This is a genomic window from Streptomyces sp. NPDC025638 (assembly GCF_055558775.1).
Genome location: NZ_JBVHLX010000015.1, coordinates 172,946 through 188,301 on the forward strand (window position 1 = coordinate 172,946; position 15,356 = coordinate 188,301).

At 71.9% G+C, this 15,356-nt stretch carries 14 protein-coding genes; 9 read left to right on the forward strand and 5 right to left on the reverse strand.

Annotated elements, in window-relative coordinates:
* The first annotated feature begins 18 nt into the window (after window positions 1-18).
* From ACZ4EG_RS34305 to ACZ4EG_RS34320, 4 genes are all read left to right on the forward strand, one after another.
* Entirely contained in the window at window positions 19-1,614 is a 1,596-nt protein-coding gene (locus ACZ4EG_RS34305) for a 4-coumarate--CoA ligase family protein (RefSeq protein WP_467793385.1), read from the forward strand.
* The gene (locus ACZ4EG_RS34310; RefSeq protein WP_453551575.1) at window positions 1,611-2,345 is read left to right on the forward strand and encodes an enoyl-CoA hydratase family protein; all 735 of its coding nucleotides are present in this window, start codon (window positions 1,611-1,613) and stop codon (window positions 2,343-2,345) included. The genes ACZ4EG_RS34305 and ACZ4EG_RS34310 overlap by 4 nt, the downstream gene beginning before the upstream one ends.
* 24 nt (window positions 2,346-2,369) lie before the next feature.
* Entirely contained in the window at window positions 2,370-2,972 is a 603-nt protein-coding gene (locus ACZ4EG_RS34315; protein WP_453551573.1) for a TetR/AcrR family transcriptional regulator, read from the forward strand.
* 459 nt (window positions 2,973-3,431) lie between these two features.
* On the forward strand, window positions 3,432-4,463 hold the full coding sequence (locus ACZ4EG_RS34320) for an isopenicillin N synthase family dioxygenase (RefSeq protein WP_467793386.1): 1,032 nt from the start codon (window positions 3,432-3,434) through the stop codon (window positions 4,461-4,463).
* Window positions 4,464-4,525: 62 nt separating this feature from the next.
* Here the strand turns inward: ACZ4EG_RS34320 and ACZ4EG_RS34325 are convergent, their stop codons facing one another.
* Window positions 4,526-5,626 (reverse strand): citrate synthase 2, encoded by a 1,101-nt coding sequence (locus ACZ4EG_RS34325; RefSeq protein ID WP_263210040.1) that lies wholly within the window; start codon window positions 5,624-5,626, stop codon window positions 4,526-4,528.
* Window positions 5,627-5,905: 279 nt separating this feature from the next.
* On the opposite strand from ACZ4EG_RS34325, the gene pdxH reads away from it, so the two are divergent.
* The 3 genes from pdxH to ACZ4EG_RS34340 all read left to right on the forward strand — a co-directional run bounded on the left by pdxH (window position 5,906) and on the right by ACZ4EG_RS34340 (window position 8,916).
* Window positions 5,906-6,544, forward strand: coding sequence for a pyridoxamine 5'-phosphate oxidase (gene pdxH / locus ACZ4EG_RS34330; protein WP_453551633.1), 639 nt, complete (start codon window positions 5,906-5,908; stop codon window positions 6,542-6,544).
* A gap of 341 nt (window positions 6,545-6,885) precedes the next feature.
* Window positions 6,886-7,338, forward strand: coding sequence for a GNAT family N-acetyltransferase (locus tag ACZ4EG_RS34335; RefSeq protein ID WP_467793387.1), 453 nt, complete (start codon window positions 6,886-6,888; stop codon window positions 7,336-7,338).
* Window positions 7,339-7,497: 159 nt separating this feature from the next.
* The gene (locus ACZ4EG_RS34340) at window positions 7,498-8,916 is read left to right on the forward strand and encodes a PAS domain-containing protein (protein WP_467793388.1); all 1,419 of its coding nucleotides are present in this window, start codon (window positions 7,498-7,500) and stop codon (window positions 8,914-8,916) included.
* A gap of 18 nt (window positions 8,917-8,934) precedes the next feature.
* On the opposite strand, the gene ACZ4EG_RS34345 is transcribed toward ACZ4EG_RS34340, so the two are convergent.
* Window positions 8,935-9,690, reverse strand: a complete 756-nt coding sequence (locus ACZ4EG_RS34345; protein ID WP_453551563.1) for an SIS domain-containing protein — start codon at window positions 9,688-9,690, stop codon at window positions 8,935-8,937.
* A gap of 286 nt (window positions 9,691-9,976) precedes the next feature.
* On the opposite strand from ACZ4EG_RS34345, the gene ACZ4EG_RS34350 reads away from it, so the two are divergent.
* Window positions 9,977-10,669, forward strand: coding sequence for a metal-dependent transcriptional regulator (locus ACZ4EG_RS34350; RefSeq protein WP_067120881.1), 693 nt, complete (start codon window positions 9,977-9,979; stop codon window positions 10,667-10,669).
* Window positions 10,670-11,147: 478 nt separating this feature from the next.
* Entirely contained in the window at window positions 11,148-12,008 is an 861-nt protein-coding gene (locus ACZ4EG_RS34355) for an alpha/beta fold hydrolase (protein WP_467793389.1), read from the forward strand.
* 124 nt (window positions 12,009-12,132) lie between these two features.
* Here ACZ4EG_RS34355 and ACZ4EG_RS34360 read toward each other — a convergent pair whose 3' ends face one another.
* From ACZ4EG_RS34360 to ACZ4EG_RS34370, 3 genes are all read right to left on the reverse strand, one after another.
* The gene (locus tag ACZ4EG_RS34360; RefSeq protein WP_467793390.1) at window positions 12,133-13,719 is read right to left on the reverse strand and encodes a transporter; all 1,587 of its coding nucleotides are present in this window, start codon (window positions 13,717-13,719) and stop codon (window positions 12,133-12,135) included.
* Window positions 13,716-14,510, reverse strand: coding sequence for an ABC transporter ATP-binding protein (locus tag ACZ4EG_RS34365; protein ID WP_453551554.1), 795 nt, complete (start codon window positions 14,508-14,510; stop codon window positions 13,716-13,718). Before ACZ4EG_RS34365 ends, ACZ4EG_RS34360 begins: the two co-directional genes overlap by 4 nt.
* An 83-nt stretch (window positions 14,511-14,593) precedes the next feature.
* The gene (locus tag ACZ4EG_RS34370) at window positions 14,594-15,247 is read right to left on the reverse strand and encodes a bifunctional DNA primase/polymerase (RefSeq protein WP_390709715.1); all 654 of its coding nucleotides are present in this window, start codon (window positions 15,245-15,247) and stop codon (window positions 14,594-14,596) included.
* Window positions 15,248-15,356 lie beyond the last annotated feature (109 nt).

Sequence of the window (15,356 nt, forward strand, 5' to 3'; positions counted from 1 at the left end):
GTCGCGCGAGGAGGAACCGTGTTCCGCAGTGAGTACGCAGACGTCCCTGCCGTCGAACTCCCCATCCACGAGGCCGTTCTGGGCCGGGCCGCCGAGTTCGGCGACCAACCCGCCCTGATCGACGGCGCCGACGGCACCACCCTCACGTACGGACAACTGGACCGGTTCCACCGGCGCATCGCCGCCGCGCTCGCCGACGCGGGTGTGCGCAAGGGCGACGTCCTCGCCCTGCACAGCCCGAACACCGTCGCCTTCCCGACCGCCTTCTACGCCGCCACGCGCGCGGGTGCCACCGTCACCACCGTGCACCCGCTCGCCACGCCCGAGGAGTTCGCCAAGCAGCTGCGCGACTCGGCCGCCCGCTGGATCGTCACCGTCTCGCCCCTGCTGGAGTCGGCCCGCCGCGCCGCCGAACTCGCCGGCGGCATACGGGAGATATTCGTCTGCGACAACGCGCCCGGACACCGCTCCCTGCTCGATCTGATCGCCTCCGACGCGCCCGAACCGGACGTCTTCACCGACCCGGCGGAGGACATCGCCGTGCTGCCCTACTCCTCGGGCACCACCGGCGTCCCCAAGGGCGTGATGCTCACCCACCGGCAGATCGCCACCAACCTCGCCCAGCTCGAACCCGCCATCACGGCCGGACCCGGCGAACGCATCCTCGCCGTCCTGCCCTTCTTCCACATCTACGGCCTCACCGCGCTCATGAACGCGCCCCTGCGCAACGGCGCCACCGTCGTCGTGCTGCCCCGCTTCGACCTGGAGACGTTCCTCGCGGCCATCGAGAACCACCGCATCACCGGCCTGTATGTCGCCCCGCCGATCGTCCTCGCGCTCGCCAAGCACCCGGCCGTCGCCCGCTACGACCTGTCCTCCCTGCGGTACATCATCAGCGCCGCCGCACCCCTGGACGCCCAGCTCGCCGCCGCCTGCTCCGAGCGCCTGGGCCTGCCGCCGGTGGGCCAGGCCTACGGTATGACGGAACTCTCGCCCGGCACGCACGTCGTTCCGCTCGACGCCATGCACCAGGCACCTCCCGGCACGGTCGGCAAGCTCATCGCGGGCACCGAGATGCGCATCGTCTCCCTCGACGACCCCGGCAAGGACGTGGGCAACGGCGAGCCGGGCGAGATCCTCATCCGTGGCCCCCAGGTCATGAAGGGCTACCTGGGCCGCCCCGAGGCCACCGCCGCCATGATCGACGCCGACGGCTGGCTGCACACCGGTGACGTCGGCCATGTGGACGCCGACGGCTGGCTGTTCGTCGTCGACCGCGTGAAGGAGCTCATCAAGTACAAGGGCTTCCAGGTGGCACCCGCCGAGCTGGAGGCGCTGCTCCTCACACATCCCGGCATCGCCGACGCCGCCGTCATCGGCGTCTACAACGAGGACCACAACGAAGTCCCGCACGCCCACGTCGTGCGCCAGCCCACCGCCGGCGACCTCACCGAGGACGAGGTCATGGCGTACGTCGCCGAACGCGTCGCCCCCTACAAGCGCGTCCGGCAGGTCACCTTCATCGACGGCGTGCCCAGGGCCGCCTCCGGCAAGATCCTCCGCCGGGAACTGCGGGCACTGCGGGAACCGCGCGAACTCAGGGAGCGGCAGTGACACTGATCGGACGCACGCGCGCGCGTGGCATCGAAACCCTCAGCCTGGACTCGGCCGACACCCGCAACGCCCTGTCGGCCGCGCTCGTCGGCGAGCTCGCGGACGCGCTGAGCGAGTGCGCCAAGGACGGCGACGTACGGGCCGTGGTCCTCACCCACTCCGGCAACACGTTCTGCGCCGGCGCGGACCTGCGCGATCCGCCGCACCCCGACGCCCTGGTCGGCGTGCTGCGGCAGATCGTCGAGCTGCCCAAGCCCGTCGTGGCCCGGGTGACCGGACATGTCCGCGCGGGCGGGCTCGGGCTGCTCGCCGCGTGCGACATCGCTGCCGCGTCCGCCGCGTCCAGCTTCGCGTTCACCGAGGTACGGATCGGGGTCGCGCCGGCCGTCATCTCCCTCCCGGTGATTCCGCGCGCCGACCCGCGTGCCCTCGCCCGCTACTACCTGACCGGCGAACGGTTCGACGCGGCCGAGGCGGCCAGGATCGGCCTCGTCACGGCGGCCGGGGACGACGTCGACGCCGTACTGGAACCCATCCTCGACGGGTTGCGCCGGTCGTCCCCGCAGGGCCTGGCCGAGACGAAACAGCTGCTCACGGCTAGGGTGCTGGAAGGCTTCGACCGGGACGCGGCGGATCTCACCGCGCTCTCGGCCCGGCTGTTCTCCTCCGCGCAGGCGCGTGAGGGGATGACGGCCTTTCTGGAACGACGGGACCCCTCGTGGGTGATGTGAGCGCAAGATGAGTGTGAGCGCGAGATGAGTGTGAGTACGGCCGAACGCGACCGCCTGCCCAAGCAGGACCGCAGCCGGGCCACCCGGCAGCGGCTCCTGGAGGCCGCCGTGGCCTGCCTGGCCGAACACGGCTGGGCGGGCTCCACGGTCTCCGTCGTCGCGGAACGCGCCGGAGTCTCCCGCGGCGCCGCCCAGCACCACTTCCGCACCCGTGAGGACCTGTTCACCGCGGCCGTGGAGTACGTCGCCGAGGAGCGCTCCACGGCCCTGCGCGCCCTGTTCCCCGAAGGCGCCGCCGACCGCCGCGCCGTCGTCTCCGCGCTCGTCGGCCTCTACACCGGCCCCCTCTTCCGCGCCGCCCTCCACCTGTGGGTCGCCGCCTCCAACGAGGACCAGCTGCGCCCCCGCGTCACGGAGCTGGAGGCCCGCGTCGGCCGCGAAACCCACCGCATAGCGGTCGAGCTTCTGGGCGCCGACGAGTCCCGCCCCGGCGTCCGCGAAACGGTCCAGGGCCTCCTGGACATGGCCCGCGGCCTGGGCCTGGCCAACCTCCTCACGGACGACACGGGCCGCCGCGAGCGGGTGGTGGCCCAGTGGACGGCGCTGCTGGAGAGCGCGCTGGACTGAGGGATGAGGCCCAGGGGCGCCGACGGGTGGGGGGCTGTCCGCGGGTTTCTGGGAGCGGCTGCGCGGGTCGAGGAATCGGCAGCGGGGCCGGGAGGCGTCCGCCGGGCCAAGCGCCATGGCCTACAGGGCTGTCGACGGGTCCGGGGGCTCGGCAGCCGCGCAGGGGCGTGGCTGGGGGAGACGCCGGCAGGGCGCGAGGGGCCGTCGGCGCGTGAGGCCGGGGCGTGGGGTCGAGGGGGTGTCCGCAGCCCCCAGGGGTTGTTGGCGGGGCGCGTTACCCTTGGCGCATGCCTCCGATGCTTGTTCGACGCCGTCACGTGGACTACGTGCGCGTCACGAGCATGGGCTGTCGGCTTTCGGCCTGAATCAGCCCCTTTATTCTCCCCTTTTTACGGCATCCTGGGCGCCGCCCTACCCTCGGCGGCCTGCCCGTGGCCCACACACCCTGTGGACGCATCCATGACGACGCACACCGCGACGAACCCGTCGTACGATCAACTTCCGATCATCGACCTGTCTGCCGCCGACCGCGGCCCGCAGGCCCGCGCCCTCCTCCACGCCCAGCTGCACAGCGCCGCGCACGACGTCGGCTTCTTCCAGCTCGTCGGGCACGGAGTCACCCGCGCCGAGACCGACGCGCTGGTCAGCGCCATGCGTGCCTTCTTCGCGCTCCCCGTGGCCGACCGGCTCGCCCTCGACAACGTGAACTCGCCCCACTTCCGCGGCTACACCCGCACCGGCGACGAACGTACCCAGGGCGCCCGCGACTGGCGCGACCAGCTCGACATAGGCGCCGAACGCCCCACGCACGTCCCCGCACCGGGCGAACCCGCCTACTGGTGGCTGCAGGGCCCCAACCAGTGGCCCGCCGCCCTCCCCGAACTGCGCACCGCCGCACTCGCCTGGATCGACCGGCTCAGCGGCGTCGCCGGCCGGCTCCTGCACGAGCTGCTCGCCGCCATCGGCGCTCCCGCCGACTTCTACGACCCGGTCTTCGGCGCGAGCGCCCACCCGCACCTCAAGCTCGTGCGTTACCCCGGCAGCGCGGGCGACGGCACCGACCAGGGCGTCGGCGCCCACAAGGACTACGGCTTCCTGACGCTGCTGCTCCAGGACACGGTCGGCGGACTGCAGGTCCAGCGCGAGGACGGGCTCTTCCACGACGTGCCGCCGCTGGAGGGCGCCTTCGTGGTCAACCTGGGCGAGCTGCTGGAGGTGGCGACGAACGGCTATCTGATCGCCACCAACCACCGCGTCGTCAGCCCGCCCGGCGCCACCGAGCGCTTCTCCGTCCCGTTCTTCTACAACCCGCGGCTGGACGCCCGGGTGGAGCCGCTGCCCTTCCCGCACGCGACCACCGCCCCGGGCATCACCGACGACCCCGCCAACCCGCTCTTCGCCGAGTACGGCTACAACGAGCTCAAGGGCAAGCTCAGGGCCCACCCGCTGGTGGCGGAACGGCACCACGCGGACCTGCTCAGCCCGGCGTGAAAAGCGACTACATGTACAGCGACTACGTGTACAGCGACTACGTGAAAAGCGACTAGCGGCGACTAGTGGGCGATGTCCGCGTAGCCCTCGACCTCCTGCGGGCTGCGCGGCCCCGGCCCCACATACCGCGCGGACGGCCGGACCAGCCGCCCCGTCCGCTTCTGCTCAAGGATGTGTGCCGACCAGCCCGCCGTACGGGCGCACGTGAACATCGACGTGAACATGTGCGCCGGAACCTCCGCGAAGTCCAGCATGATCGCCGCCCAGAACTCCACGTTCGTCGCCAGAACCCGGTCCGGACGGCGGTTGTGCAGCTCTTCCAGCGCCGCCTTCTCCAGCGCCTCGGCGATCTCGAAGCGCGGGGCGCCCAGCTCACGGGCCGTACGGCGCAGCACACGCGCGCGCGGGTCCTCGGCCCGGTACACCCGGTGCCCGAAGCCCATCAGCCGCTCGCCCTGGTCCAGGGCCCGTTTGACGTACGCCTCCGCGTCACCCGTCCGCTCGATCTCCTCGATCATCCCGAGGACCCGGGACGGGGCACCGCCGTGCAGCGGCCCGGACATGGCGCCCACGGCACCGGACAGCGCGGCCGCCACATCGGCGCCGGTCGAGGCGATGACCCGGGCGGTGAAGGTGGAGGCGTTCATGCCGTGCTCGGCGGCCGACGTCCAGTAGGCGTCGACGGCCGCGACGTGCTTGGGGTCGGGCTCGCCCCGCCAGCGGATCATGAACCGCTCGACGACCGAGTGGGCCTTGTCGATCTCCCGCTGCGGCACCATCGGCAGGCCCTGCCCACGGGCGGACTGAGCGACGTACGAGAGCGCCATCACCGCGGCGCGGGCGAGGTCGTCGCGGGCCTGCTCCTCGTCGATGTCGAGCAGCGGTTTCAGGCCCCACACCGGGGCGAGCATGGCGAGCGCCGACTGTACGTCCACCCGGATGTCACCCGAGTGGACGGGAATGGGGAACGGCTCGGCGGGCGGCAGGCCCGGATTGAAGGCTCCGTCCACCAGCAGCCCCCATACGTTGCCGAACGAGACATGACCGACGAGGTCCTCGATGTCGACCCCCCGGTAGCGCAGGGCGCCACCCTCCTTGTCCGGTTCGGCGATCTCCGTCTCGAACGCGACGACTCCTTCGAGCCCGGGTACGAAGTCGGACATCAGGCGGCTCCTAGATGATGTGTGCGGCGCGGCGGAAGAATGCCAGGAAGCGGGTGCCGCAGCGGCTCCACGGTCACTCTCGGGACTCGCGGTCCGAAACGGTCACCCCGGTGATGCCCCGAACGGTTGGTCGTCACCCAACCGGAACGGCATCTGAACGATATCTCCGAGTGCCACCTTTGGGGAGCCCAAGCGGCACTCAGTGCCACGCGAAGTCGTACGTGCATACGGCAAGATGACCGCGTGACCGACCATGAACCCATCCTCGATCCGGCCGCCATGCGCAAGCACTACCGGGTCGAAGGTTTCGAGGAGAGCGATCTCGCCGCTCACCCCATGGACCAGTTCACCCTCTGGTTCGAACAGGCCGCACGGGCTGCCGCGGGCGGCACGATCTACGAGCCCAACGCCATGGTCGTCTCCACGGCGAACGCCGAGGGCCGCCCCAGCTCACGCACGGTGCTGATGAAGCAGTACGACACGCAGGGCTTCGTCTTCTACACGAACTACGACTCCCGCAAGGCGCGGGACCTCGCCGCGAACCCGCACGTCTCCCTGCTCTTCCCCTGGTATCCCATCGCCCGCCAGGTCATCGTCACCGGCACCGCCCGCCGCACCGGGCGGGACGAGACGGCCGCGTACTTCCGCACCCGCCCCCACGGCTCCCAGCTGGGCGCCTGGGCCAGTGCCCAGTCCTCGGTGATCTCCTCCCGGGCCGAACTCGACGCCTCCTACGCCGAACTCTCCGCCCGCTACCCCGAGGGCGAACAGGTCCCGGTGCCTCCGCACTGGGGCGGCTTCCGCGTCGCGCCCCGGACGATGGAGTTCTGGCAGGGCCGGAACAACCGCCTTCACGACCGCCTGCGTTACGTCGCCGAGCCGGACGGCACCTGGAGGGTCGAACGCCTGAGTCCCTGAAGCGCAAGCAGTCCCCAAACGCAGACGACCCGCGAGCTCGGGTCCTTCGCCTCTCGGGCGAAGAAGCCGGCCGGACGTACCGGCGAGCTCGCGGGTCGGGTGACTGCTGGGATTGGGCCGGCTGCACGCGTCTTTCACGTGCTGGTCCGGCACCGCACTGAGTGTGGTGGCGAGCCGCTAGCCCGCAGTCACCTCACGCGTCCGGTATTCATACATCTGCCGAACCACCTCCCTTCTCGTGTGCATCACACACTAGGAACCGTTCGGCCACCGATCAACCATTTTTTTCGCGACCACGACGACCGCCCTCGCGGTCGGCGCCCGCCTCGTAGTCTGCTCGGGTGACTGATCTTCGGATAGAGGCCGTGGCCGGCGAGGCCATGCTGGAGCAGTGGCGGCACGTCCACAACGTGATCGTGCCGCCCGCCGCGATGGACCTGGACGAGGTCCGTGAGCGGGCGGGGCGTTACCGGCTGGAGAACGCGTACGTGGGGGACGTGCTCGTCGGCTGCTCCACCGTGCGGCCGCCGCAGGGGGAGGAAGCGATGGCGACGGTCATCGCCCGGGTGCTGCCCGAGTACCGGCGGCGCGGGTACGGGGCCGCGCTGTACGAGCACGGTCTCGCCCACGCGCGCGTGCTCGGTGCCCAGGCGGTCGAGACCTGTGTCCTCGCGGTCAACGAGGACGGGCTGCAGTTCGCCGCGAAGCACGGGTTCGCCGAGGTCGAGCGGTATGTGCTGGACGGCGAGAGCGACCTGTGGGTGGATCTCAGGCTCGCGGCCGACGGGGTCTAGAACTCGGTTCGGGGCAGATTCGGCACGCGGCGGTCTGTTACAACGATTCCTTCAATCTTGCGGGAACCAAGTGTGTGCTGCGTCACGTTCGAGTTGAATGAAAGGGAGTGAGCGAAACTTTCGCGCCGTACGTGCGGACGCAGCCTGCAGGGGGTCCAGGTGAGTGCTTCCCGGCGTAGTGGGACCACCGATGAGCTGGGGCCCGACGAGCCCGAGCCCACCGGCGGCGGACCCGTGGCCGACGACGGCCCGGACGGCTCCGATCTGCTGGCCGCCCTGCTGGACGGGATGGACGCGGCCCTGTGCGCCTTCGACGCGGACGGGGTGGTGACGCACTGGAACCGTGAGGCGGAGCGCATCCTCGGCTGGACCGCGGCCGAGGCGGTGGGCAGGCACGGGTTCGCCGGCTGGGCGGTGCGCGAGGCGGACGCCGAGGAGGTCGAGGAGCGACTGCTGTCCGTGATGCACGCCCCCGGCCGGCAGGTGCACGAGTTCGCGCTGGTCACGAAGGACGGGGGCCGGGTCCTCGTACGGACGCAGTCCGCCGCCGTACGCGGTCCGGACGGGAAGCCCGCCGGTGTGTACTGCGCCTTCAGCGAGGTGCACGCGCAGATCGACCTGGAGCGGTCCATCGCGCTCAGCGAGGCGCTGTTCGAGGACGCGTCGTGGGGTGTCGTACTGGTCGACGCGGATCTGCGGCCCGCCGTGGTGAACGCGCACGCGGCCCGGGCGCTGGGCATCGGGCGCACGTCCGTGCTGGGGCGGCCGCTCGGCGAACTGCTCGCCCAGGGGGTCGAGGAACTGGAGAGCGCGCTCACGCATGTGCTGGCCGAGGGCGCGCCGCCCGCGCCCGCCGAGATGTGGGTGAGCGTGCGGACGCCGGAGGGCGAGAAGCGGCGCTGCTGGCGGAGCGGCTTCCTGCGGCTGGCCTCGCCGCTCGCGGAGGAGCCGGTGCCGCTCGGGGTCGGCTGGCTGTTCCAGGACGTGACCGAGGCCAAGCAGGGTGAGCAGGAGGCGGCGACGCTGCGCTTCCGCGCCAACCAGTTGCACCGGGCGGCCCGGGCGGCCGCCGAGTGCGAGGACCCGGCGGAGGCGGTCACCGTGCACCTCGACTTCGCGCTCGCCGGTTTCGCCGACCACGCGCTGATCGACCGGGTGGCGGGCGATGCGCGGGCCGACGGGGAGGCGGGGCCGGTACGGCTGGTGCGGGTGGCCGCGACGCCCGCCGGGGCGCCGGGGCCGAGCGTGCTCACCGGTCACGCCGGGCTGCCCGTGCGCTACGAGCAGGGGCATCCCGCGCTGCAGTGCGTGGAGCGGGCCGGGTCGGTGCGGGCCGATGCCGCGTCCGTCCCGGCGGAGCGGGCCCGGGAGTGGGCCCTGGCCCGGCAGTGGCCGGGTGACGCCGTGCACGCGTTGTGCGCGGTGCTGCGCAGCCGGGGGCGGACGCTGGGCGTCGTGACCTTTCTGCGCGGGGCCGGGCGGAGCCGCTTCGAGCGGACCGACGCGACATATGCGGAAGACGTGGCGGTGCGGATCGGGGCGGCGCTGGATCTGGCCGGGGTGCTGGCGGAGAAGTAGATACCGGTATGCGGGTCGTCAGTGCCGGTAGAAGATCCGGTCGCGGTACTGCTCCATGATCTGGCTGTTCCACTCGTGGCCGCCGTCGACGTTGCCGGAGCGCAGGAGCGGGGGCTCGATGCCGCGGTCGGCCAGTGTGGTGGCCGTCGTGGCCATGACCGCCTGGAGGAGGGCGGCGGTGACGACCGTGGACGCGGGGGCGAAGGGGGCCGGGATGGCCTCGTGGGTGAGTTCCGCGTCGCCGACCGGGATCTTCGAGTCGAGGACGATGTCGCAGTGGTCCTTCAGATACGTCCCCGAGGCGTGCCGGGACTTCGTCTCGGAGGCGTACGCCACCGATGTCACGCCGATGACGCGGATGCCCAGGGCGCGGGCGTTCATGGCCATCTCCACGGGCAGGGAGTTGCGGCCGGAGAGGGAGATGATCACGAGGACGTCGCCGGAGCGGATCGGCGCGGTGTCCAGGACGGCGGTGGCGAGTCCGTCCACGCGTTCGAGGGCGGAGCCGAGGGTGGCGGGGGTGACGTCGACGCCGACGACGCCCGGGACGGCGAGCAGGTTCATCAGGGCGAGGCCGCCTGCGCGGTAGACGACGTCCTGGGCGGCCAGGGAGGAGTGGCCGGCGCCGAAGGCGAACAGGCGGCCGCCGGCCTGGACGGTGTCGGCGAGCAGGGTGCCGGCGGCCGTGATGGCCCCGGACTCCTCGTCGCGGGCCCGTTGCAGCAGGCCGATGGCGGCGTCGAAGAACTGGTCGGCCGGCGTGCCGTCGCTCATGCGGTGCCCCTTCGCAGCGTCTGTGTCGCGGATCACCGTGCGGTCTGGACCAGTGCGGTGTCAATACGGCCGGGGGTTGGGACGCTTGCCCGCGCGTGTGGGGTGCCGCTGCGCCCACCCGTGCCGCCTGGGGGTCCCCCCTGCTCGAAGAGCTTGGGGGAGGCACGACTGCCCGCAGCCGGGTCGCTTTTCGCGGTGCGGCACGGTTGTCGGTGGGATCCGGCAGAATTGGTGACAGGGCCAGCGCACGCGCCGGACTTCCGGCAGAGGTAATCGAGGGGCACGAATGTCCGGACTGATCGACACCACGGAGATGTATCTCCGCACCATCCTCGAACTCGAAGAGGAAGGCGTTGTCCCCATGCGCGCCCGCATCGCGGAGCGGCTCGACCAGAGCGGGCCGACGGTCAGCCAGACGGTCGCGCGGATGGAGCGCGACGGCCTCGTGTCCGTCGCGAGCGACCGCCATCTGGAGCTCACCGACGAGGGCCGCCGCCTGGCCACGCGTGTCATGCGCAAGCACCGGCTCGCGGAGTGTCTGCTGGTCGATGTGATCGGCCTGGAGTGGGAGCAGGTGCACGCCGAGGCGTGTCGCTGGGAGCACGTGATGAGCGAGGCCGTCGAGCGGCGCGTGCTGGAGCTGCTGCGCCACCCGACCGAGTCGCCGTACGGCAATCCGATCCCCGGTCTGGAGGAGCTCGGCGAGAAGGACGGTGCCGACCCGTTCCTCGACGAGGGCATGGTGTCGCTGGCCGACCTCGACCCGGGCTCCGACGGCAAGACGGTCGTCGTCCGCCGGATCGGCGAGCCCATCCAGACCGACGCCCAGCTGATGTACACGTTGCGCCGGGCGGGTGTGCAGCCCGGTTCGGTGGTGAGCGTCACCGAGTCGGCGGGCGGTGTGCTCGTGGGCAGCGGCGGCGAGGCGGCCGAGCTGGAGGCGGACGTCGCCTCGCACGTCTTCGTCGCCAAGCGCTGACCGGCCCCGACCTTCGTATACATCAACTCCCGTGTTGTAAGGGGTAGTTGTGGCGTCCCGCCGAACGCGCCGAATCCAAGATTCAGTGCGCCGAATCGCAGCGCTCGGGCGCTTCGCGTGCAAGGCTGTCGCGAGAGGCATATGACCTGAGGGGGCGGGGAGGATGTGCCGCAGGCATGTGGATGGCCCCGGCGCCTGGTGGCGCCGGGGCCTGTCCTCCCCTGTGCTGACCCGGAGCCCCGAGCTCTCAGGGTCATCCCCCTCGGACCGTTTTCCCCGAGCGGTCCGCCTCCCGCTGAAGAAATCCCCTCGACGGCGGCGATCATGCCTCGAAAGGTGTCACTCGATTGAGGGGTGTTGTCCGCAGAGACGGAATTTTCGAATAGGCATTCGATAATCTGGGGTCGGAACACAGGCAACGCAGCGGTACGACGGCACGACAGCAGCGGTCCGAGCGGAGCTAGGGGGGTGCCAGCCCATGGCACGGCGCATCGACGTGACGGGAGCCGGCGGCGTACGCCTCGCGGCCTGGGAGTTCGCCGACCCGCCCAAGACGGACCCGGACCAGGCGCATCCCGGCGTGCTGTTACTGCACGGCCTGATGGGTCGCGCCTCGCACTGGGCCTCCACCGCCCGCTGGCTCTCGGAGCGGCATCGCGCCGTCGCCCTCGACCAGCGCGGCCACGGCCAGAGCGCCAAGCCCCCGCAGGCCGCGTACACCCGTGAGGCCTATGTCGAGGACGCCGAGGCCGCCCTCGAACAGCTCGGCCTCGCCCCGGCCGTCCTCATCGGCCACGCCATGGGCGCGCTGACCGCCTGGCAACTCGCCGCCAAACGCCCCGACCTGGTGCGGGGCCTGATCATCTGCGACATGCGGGCCTCCGCGCTCGGCGCGGCCTCGCAGCGCGAATGGGCCGACTGGTTCAAGTCCTGGCCCGTCCCCTTCGCCACGCTCGCGGACGTACGCAAGTGGTTCGGCGAGGGCGACCCCTGGGTGGAGCGGCCGAACGCCGCGCGCGGGGAGTTCTATGCGGAAGTCATGCAGGAGTCCCCGGACGGATGGCGCCCCGTCTTCGAGCCCGAGCAGATGCTCAAGTCCCGGGAGACCTGGGTGTACGACGCGCACTGGGAGGAGCTCGCGCAGGTCCGGTGCCCCGCACTCGTCGTGCGCGGCCTCGACGGGGAGCTGGGCCGGGCGGAGGCGCAGGAGATGGTGCGGGTGCTGCCGCTCGGCGAGTATGCCGAGGTCGCCGAAGCAGGACACCTCGTTCACTACGACCAGCCGGTGGCCTGGCGGGCGGCCGTCGAGCCGTTCCTGGATGCGATGAGCGTCGACTGAGGGCGCCCAGGAGCTCGGGAGGTTCTGGTTTGTGGCGGGTGCGGGTCGAGTGTGGCTTGTCGCGCCCACGCGGCGGAGCCGCAAGTCGATACAGCCCCGCGCCCCTGAGGGGTTGCAGGCGCTGTCAGCCCTTGCTCACCGCCGTCAGAATTTCCGGCAGGTGCGCCGCCGTCCGCGGGGCCGCCAGGCGCAGGCCGATCGCGGTGATCCCGGCCCCGTACGCCGCGCCCACCGGGAGCAGCAGCCAGGTCCACGCATCCCCGTCGGCGCTCACGTTCAGCCAGATGGTCAGGGTGATGACGGGGGCGCACAGCAGGGCCGCCGCGACCATGCCGCCGAAGATGGAGATCCAGGCGAGGCCCCCCTGGCCGGGCGCCACGTTCTTGTGGCCCTCCTGCGGGATCGAGTACGGAAAGCGGGCCGAGGTCCACGCGCCGGTCGCCAGCATCGCCCCGAGCAGTGCGAAGGACAGCCCGAGCACCTCGGGCAGCCGCGCCCAGTCGCCGAGCATCGCCGTCGTCAGGACGGTCACCAGCGTCGCGTACGGCAGGGTGATCACCAGCAGGGCAAGCGCCCGGCCGCGCAGCTCGACGTACGCGTCCCGGGGCGACGCGATGGTCATCGCCACCATCCAGAAGGCGGAGGTGTCCTGGCCGAACTGGTTGTACATCTGGATGCCGAGCATCCCGGCGGCGAAGCACGCGAAGTAGATCGAGCCGGTGCCCTGCAGCGCGTTGAACACGGGCACGATCAGGCCGATGGCGAGCGAGGTCACCCAGGCGGCCTTGGTCTTGGGGTCGCGCCAGATGTAGCGCAGGCTGCGCTCCATGACCGTACCGGTGCGACCCGCAGGCAGCAGTCGCCCCAGGCCGCCGACCGGGCGTTCCCGGGCGCCGGGGTCGGCGGCCTGGAGGGTGGAGCCGTCGGGGGAGGTCATCAGCCGGGTCAGACCGCGCGCCCACCACGCCACCAGGAGCCCCAGCGCGGCCGCGCTGAGCAGCAGTTGGGCGGCCGCCGTCCCGTACGCCCCCTCGCTCGCCGAGTGCACCGCGCCCACCGCCGACGCGGGCGGCAGCCAGCGCAGCACGTCGGCCACCGGGGCCAGCTGTCCGAGCCCGGCGGAACCGAGGCGCTGGGCGCCGAAGTTGACCAGTTGCGCCCCGATCGCGATGACCAGCCCGCTGAGCACGGCCAGATCGCGGCCCTTGCGGCTGGTCAGCAGCCGTACGTTGGCGGTGGCGACGGTGCGCGCGAGGGCCACGCAGACCAGCAGCGCCAAGGCGACGCCGGCGACGGCGGTGACGTAGGCGGCCGCCCCGTGCGCCACCGAGAGCACGCAGCCCGCCAGCAGGAGCAGGGTGAACAGCGGCCCGATGCCGACCAGCGAGGCCGCCAGCAGGGCTCGTACCAGCGGGCGCGGACGCAGCGGCAGCATCACCAGGCGGGTCGGGTCCAGGGTCTCGTCCCCGCCCGGGAAGAACAGCGGCATCACCGCCCAGCCCAGCGCCAGCACCGACGTCCCCAGCAGGGCGACGGCGTCGGCGTGCGCGTGTCCGCGCAGGGCGAGCAGACCGAGCAGTTGCAGGGCCGCGAACAGCGGCGCGACGACGGCCGACGCGACGAACGCGGCCCGCCGCCCGCCCGACTGCCGCAGCCCGTTGCGCAGCAGGGACAGCTTCAGCCGTACGACGGTGGAGGTGACGGCGCTCATCGGGCCCCGCCGCCCAGCCAGTCGAGGTCGGAGGCGGCGTCGCGCCCCCGGGCGCCCACGAGTTCCAGGAACGCCCCCTGAAGGGTCGGGTGTGCACCGCGCACCTCGGCCAGCGGGCCGGTCGCGCGGATGCTTCCCGCCGCCAGTACGGCGACCCAGTCGCACAGCGACTCGACGAGCTCCATGACGTGGGAGGAGAAGACGACGGTGGCGCCGGAGGCCGTGTACCGCTCCAGGACGCCCCGGATGGTCTGCGCGGACACCGGGTCGACCCCCTCGAACGGCTCGTCGAGGAAGAGGACCTCGGGGTTGTGGAGGAGAGCGGCCGCGAGCCCGATCTTCTTGCGCATGCCGGTCGAGTAGTCGACGACGAGCTTGTGCTGGGCCCCGGCCAGATCGAGGACGTCGAGGAGCTGCGTGGCGCGCTTGTCGACCTCGCCCCCCGGCAGCCCGCGCAACCGCCCGGAGTATCCGAGCAGTTCCCGGCCCGACAGCCGCTCGAAGAGCCGCAGCCCCTCGGGCAGGACACCGATCCGCGCCTTGACCGCCACCGGGTCCCGCCACACGTCGTGGCCCACGACCTCGACGGACCCCTGATCGGGCCTGAGCAGCCCGGTCACCATGGAGAGGGTGGTGGTCTTCCCGGCTCCGTTGGGTCCCACGAGTCCGATGAACTTCCCCGCGGGCAGCTCCAGATCGATCCCGGCGACCGCGACCTGCTGCCCGAACCGCTTCCAGAGCCCGCGCACACGTACGGCTGCCGCTGCTGACACCACTGCTCCGTCCGTCATGCTGAAACCCTACGGGGGAGCAGCCGGCCCGAAGGGCGCAGGGGACTGTACGAGGCTCAGGGGACTGTGCGGACGGCGAACCGCTACCTGTCCCGCCCGCACGCATAGGCGAGCGTCGAGATCAACTCCTCCGCGTCCGGCAGCCACCGGTTCGCGGACGTGGGCCGGCGGGCCCACTGCACGGCGCCGCCCGACCCGAACCGCGTGGGCGGCGCGGCCACATACGCCCCCTCGCCGAGCGCCACCAGGTCGAGCGAGCCCGGGGACCAGCCGAGCCTGCGCACCGAGTCCGGCACCTTCGAGGACACGCCCGGCAGCACGAAGAAGTGCATCCGCCGGTCCGGGGTGCGCGTCACCGGCCCCAGCGTCAGCTGCATCCGCTCCATCCGGGCCAGGGCGAGGAACCCGGCGGTCTCCGGGACGGACAGCGCGTCGAAGGTCCGGCCGGTCGGCAGCAGGATCGACGCCGCCGGCTGCTTCTGCCACATCCGGCGGGCGACGGTCGCGCTGCCGGTCGCCTGGGTCTGCCAGTCCGCGCGCTCGGGATGCGCCCCCGGTGCCGCGCACGCCACGTGGTCGCAGGAGCAGCGCTGCACCCCGTCGACGGCTTCCAGCCAGGTGCCCGGGAACACGTCCCAGTGGCGTTCCTCGGCGTAGCGTACGGCGGTCTCCAGCAGCGATTCCCCGCGCTGCTTCGGAATCTGGGCGGCTTCGGTGCCTGCGATGGTCTCGTCCACGTTCCACTCAACTCCCGCGCTCACCTGGAGTTACGGGCGTAGCGCGCGCGGGGGAGGAGCATCGATTCGGCGGCCGGGGCGCATGGGTGCATGTGCGGGGGCGCGCGGG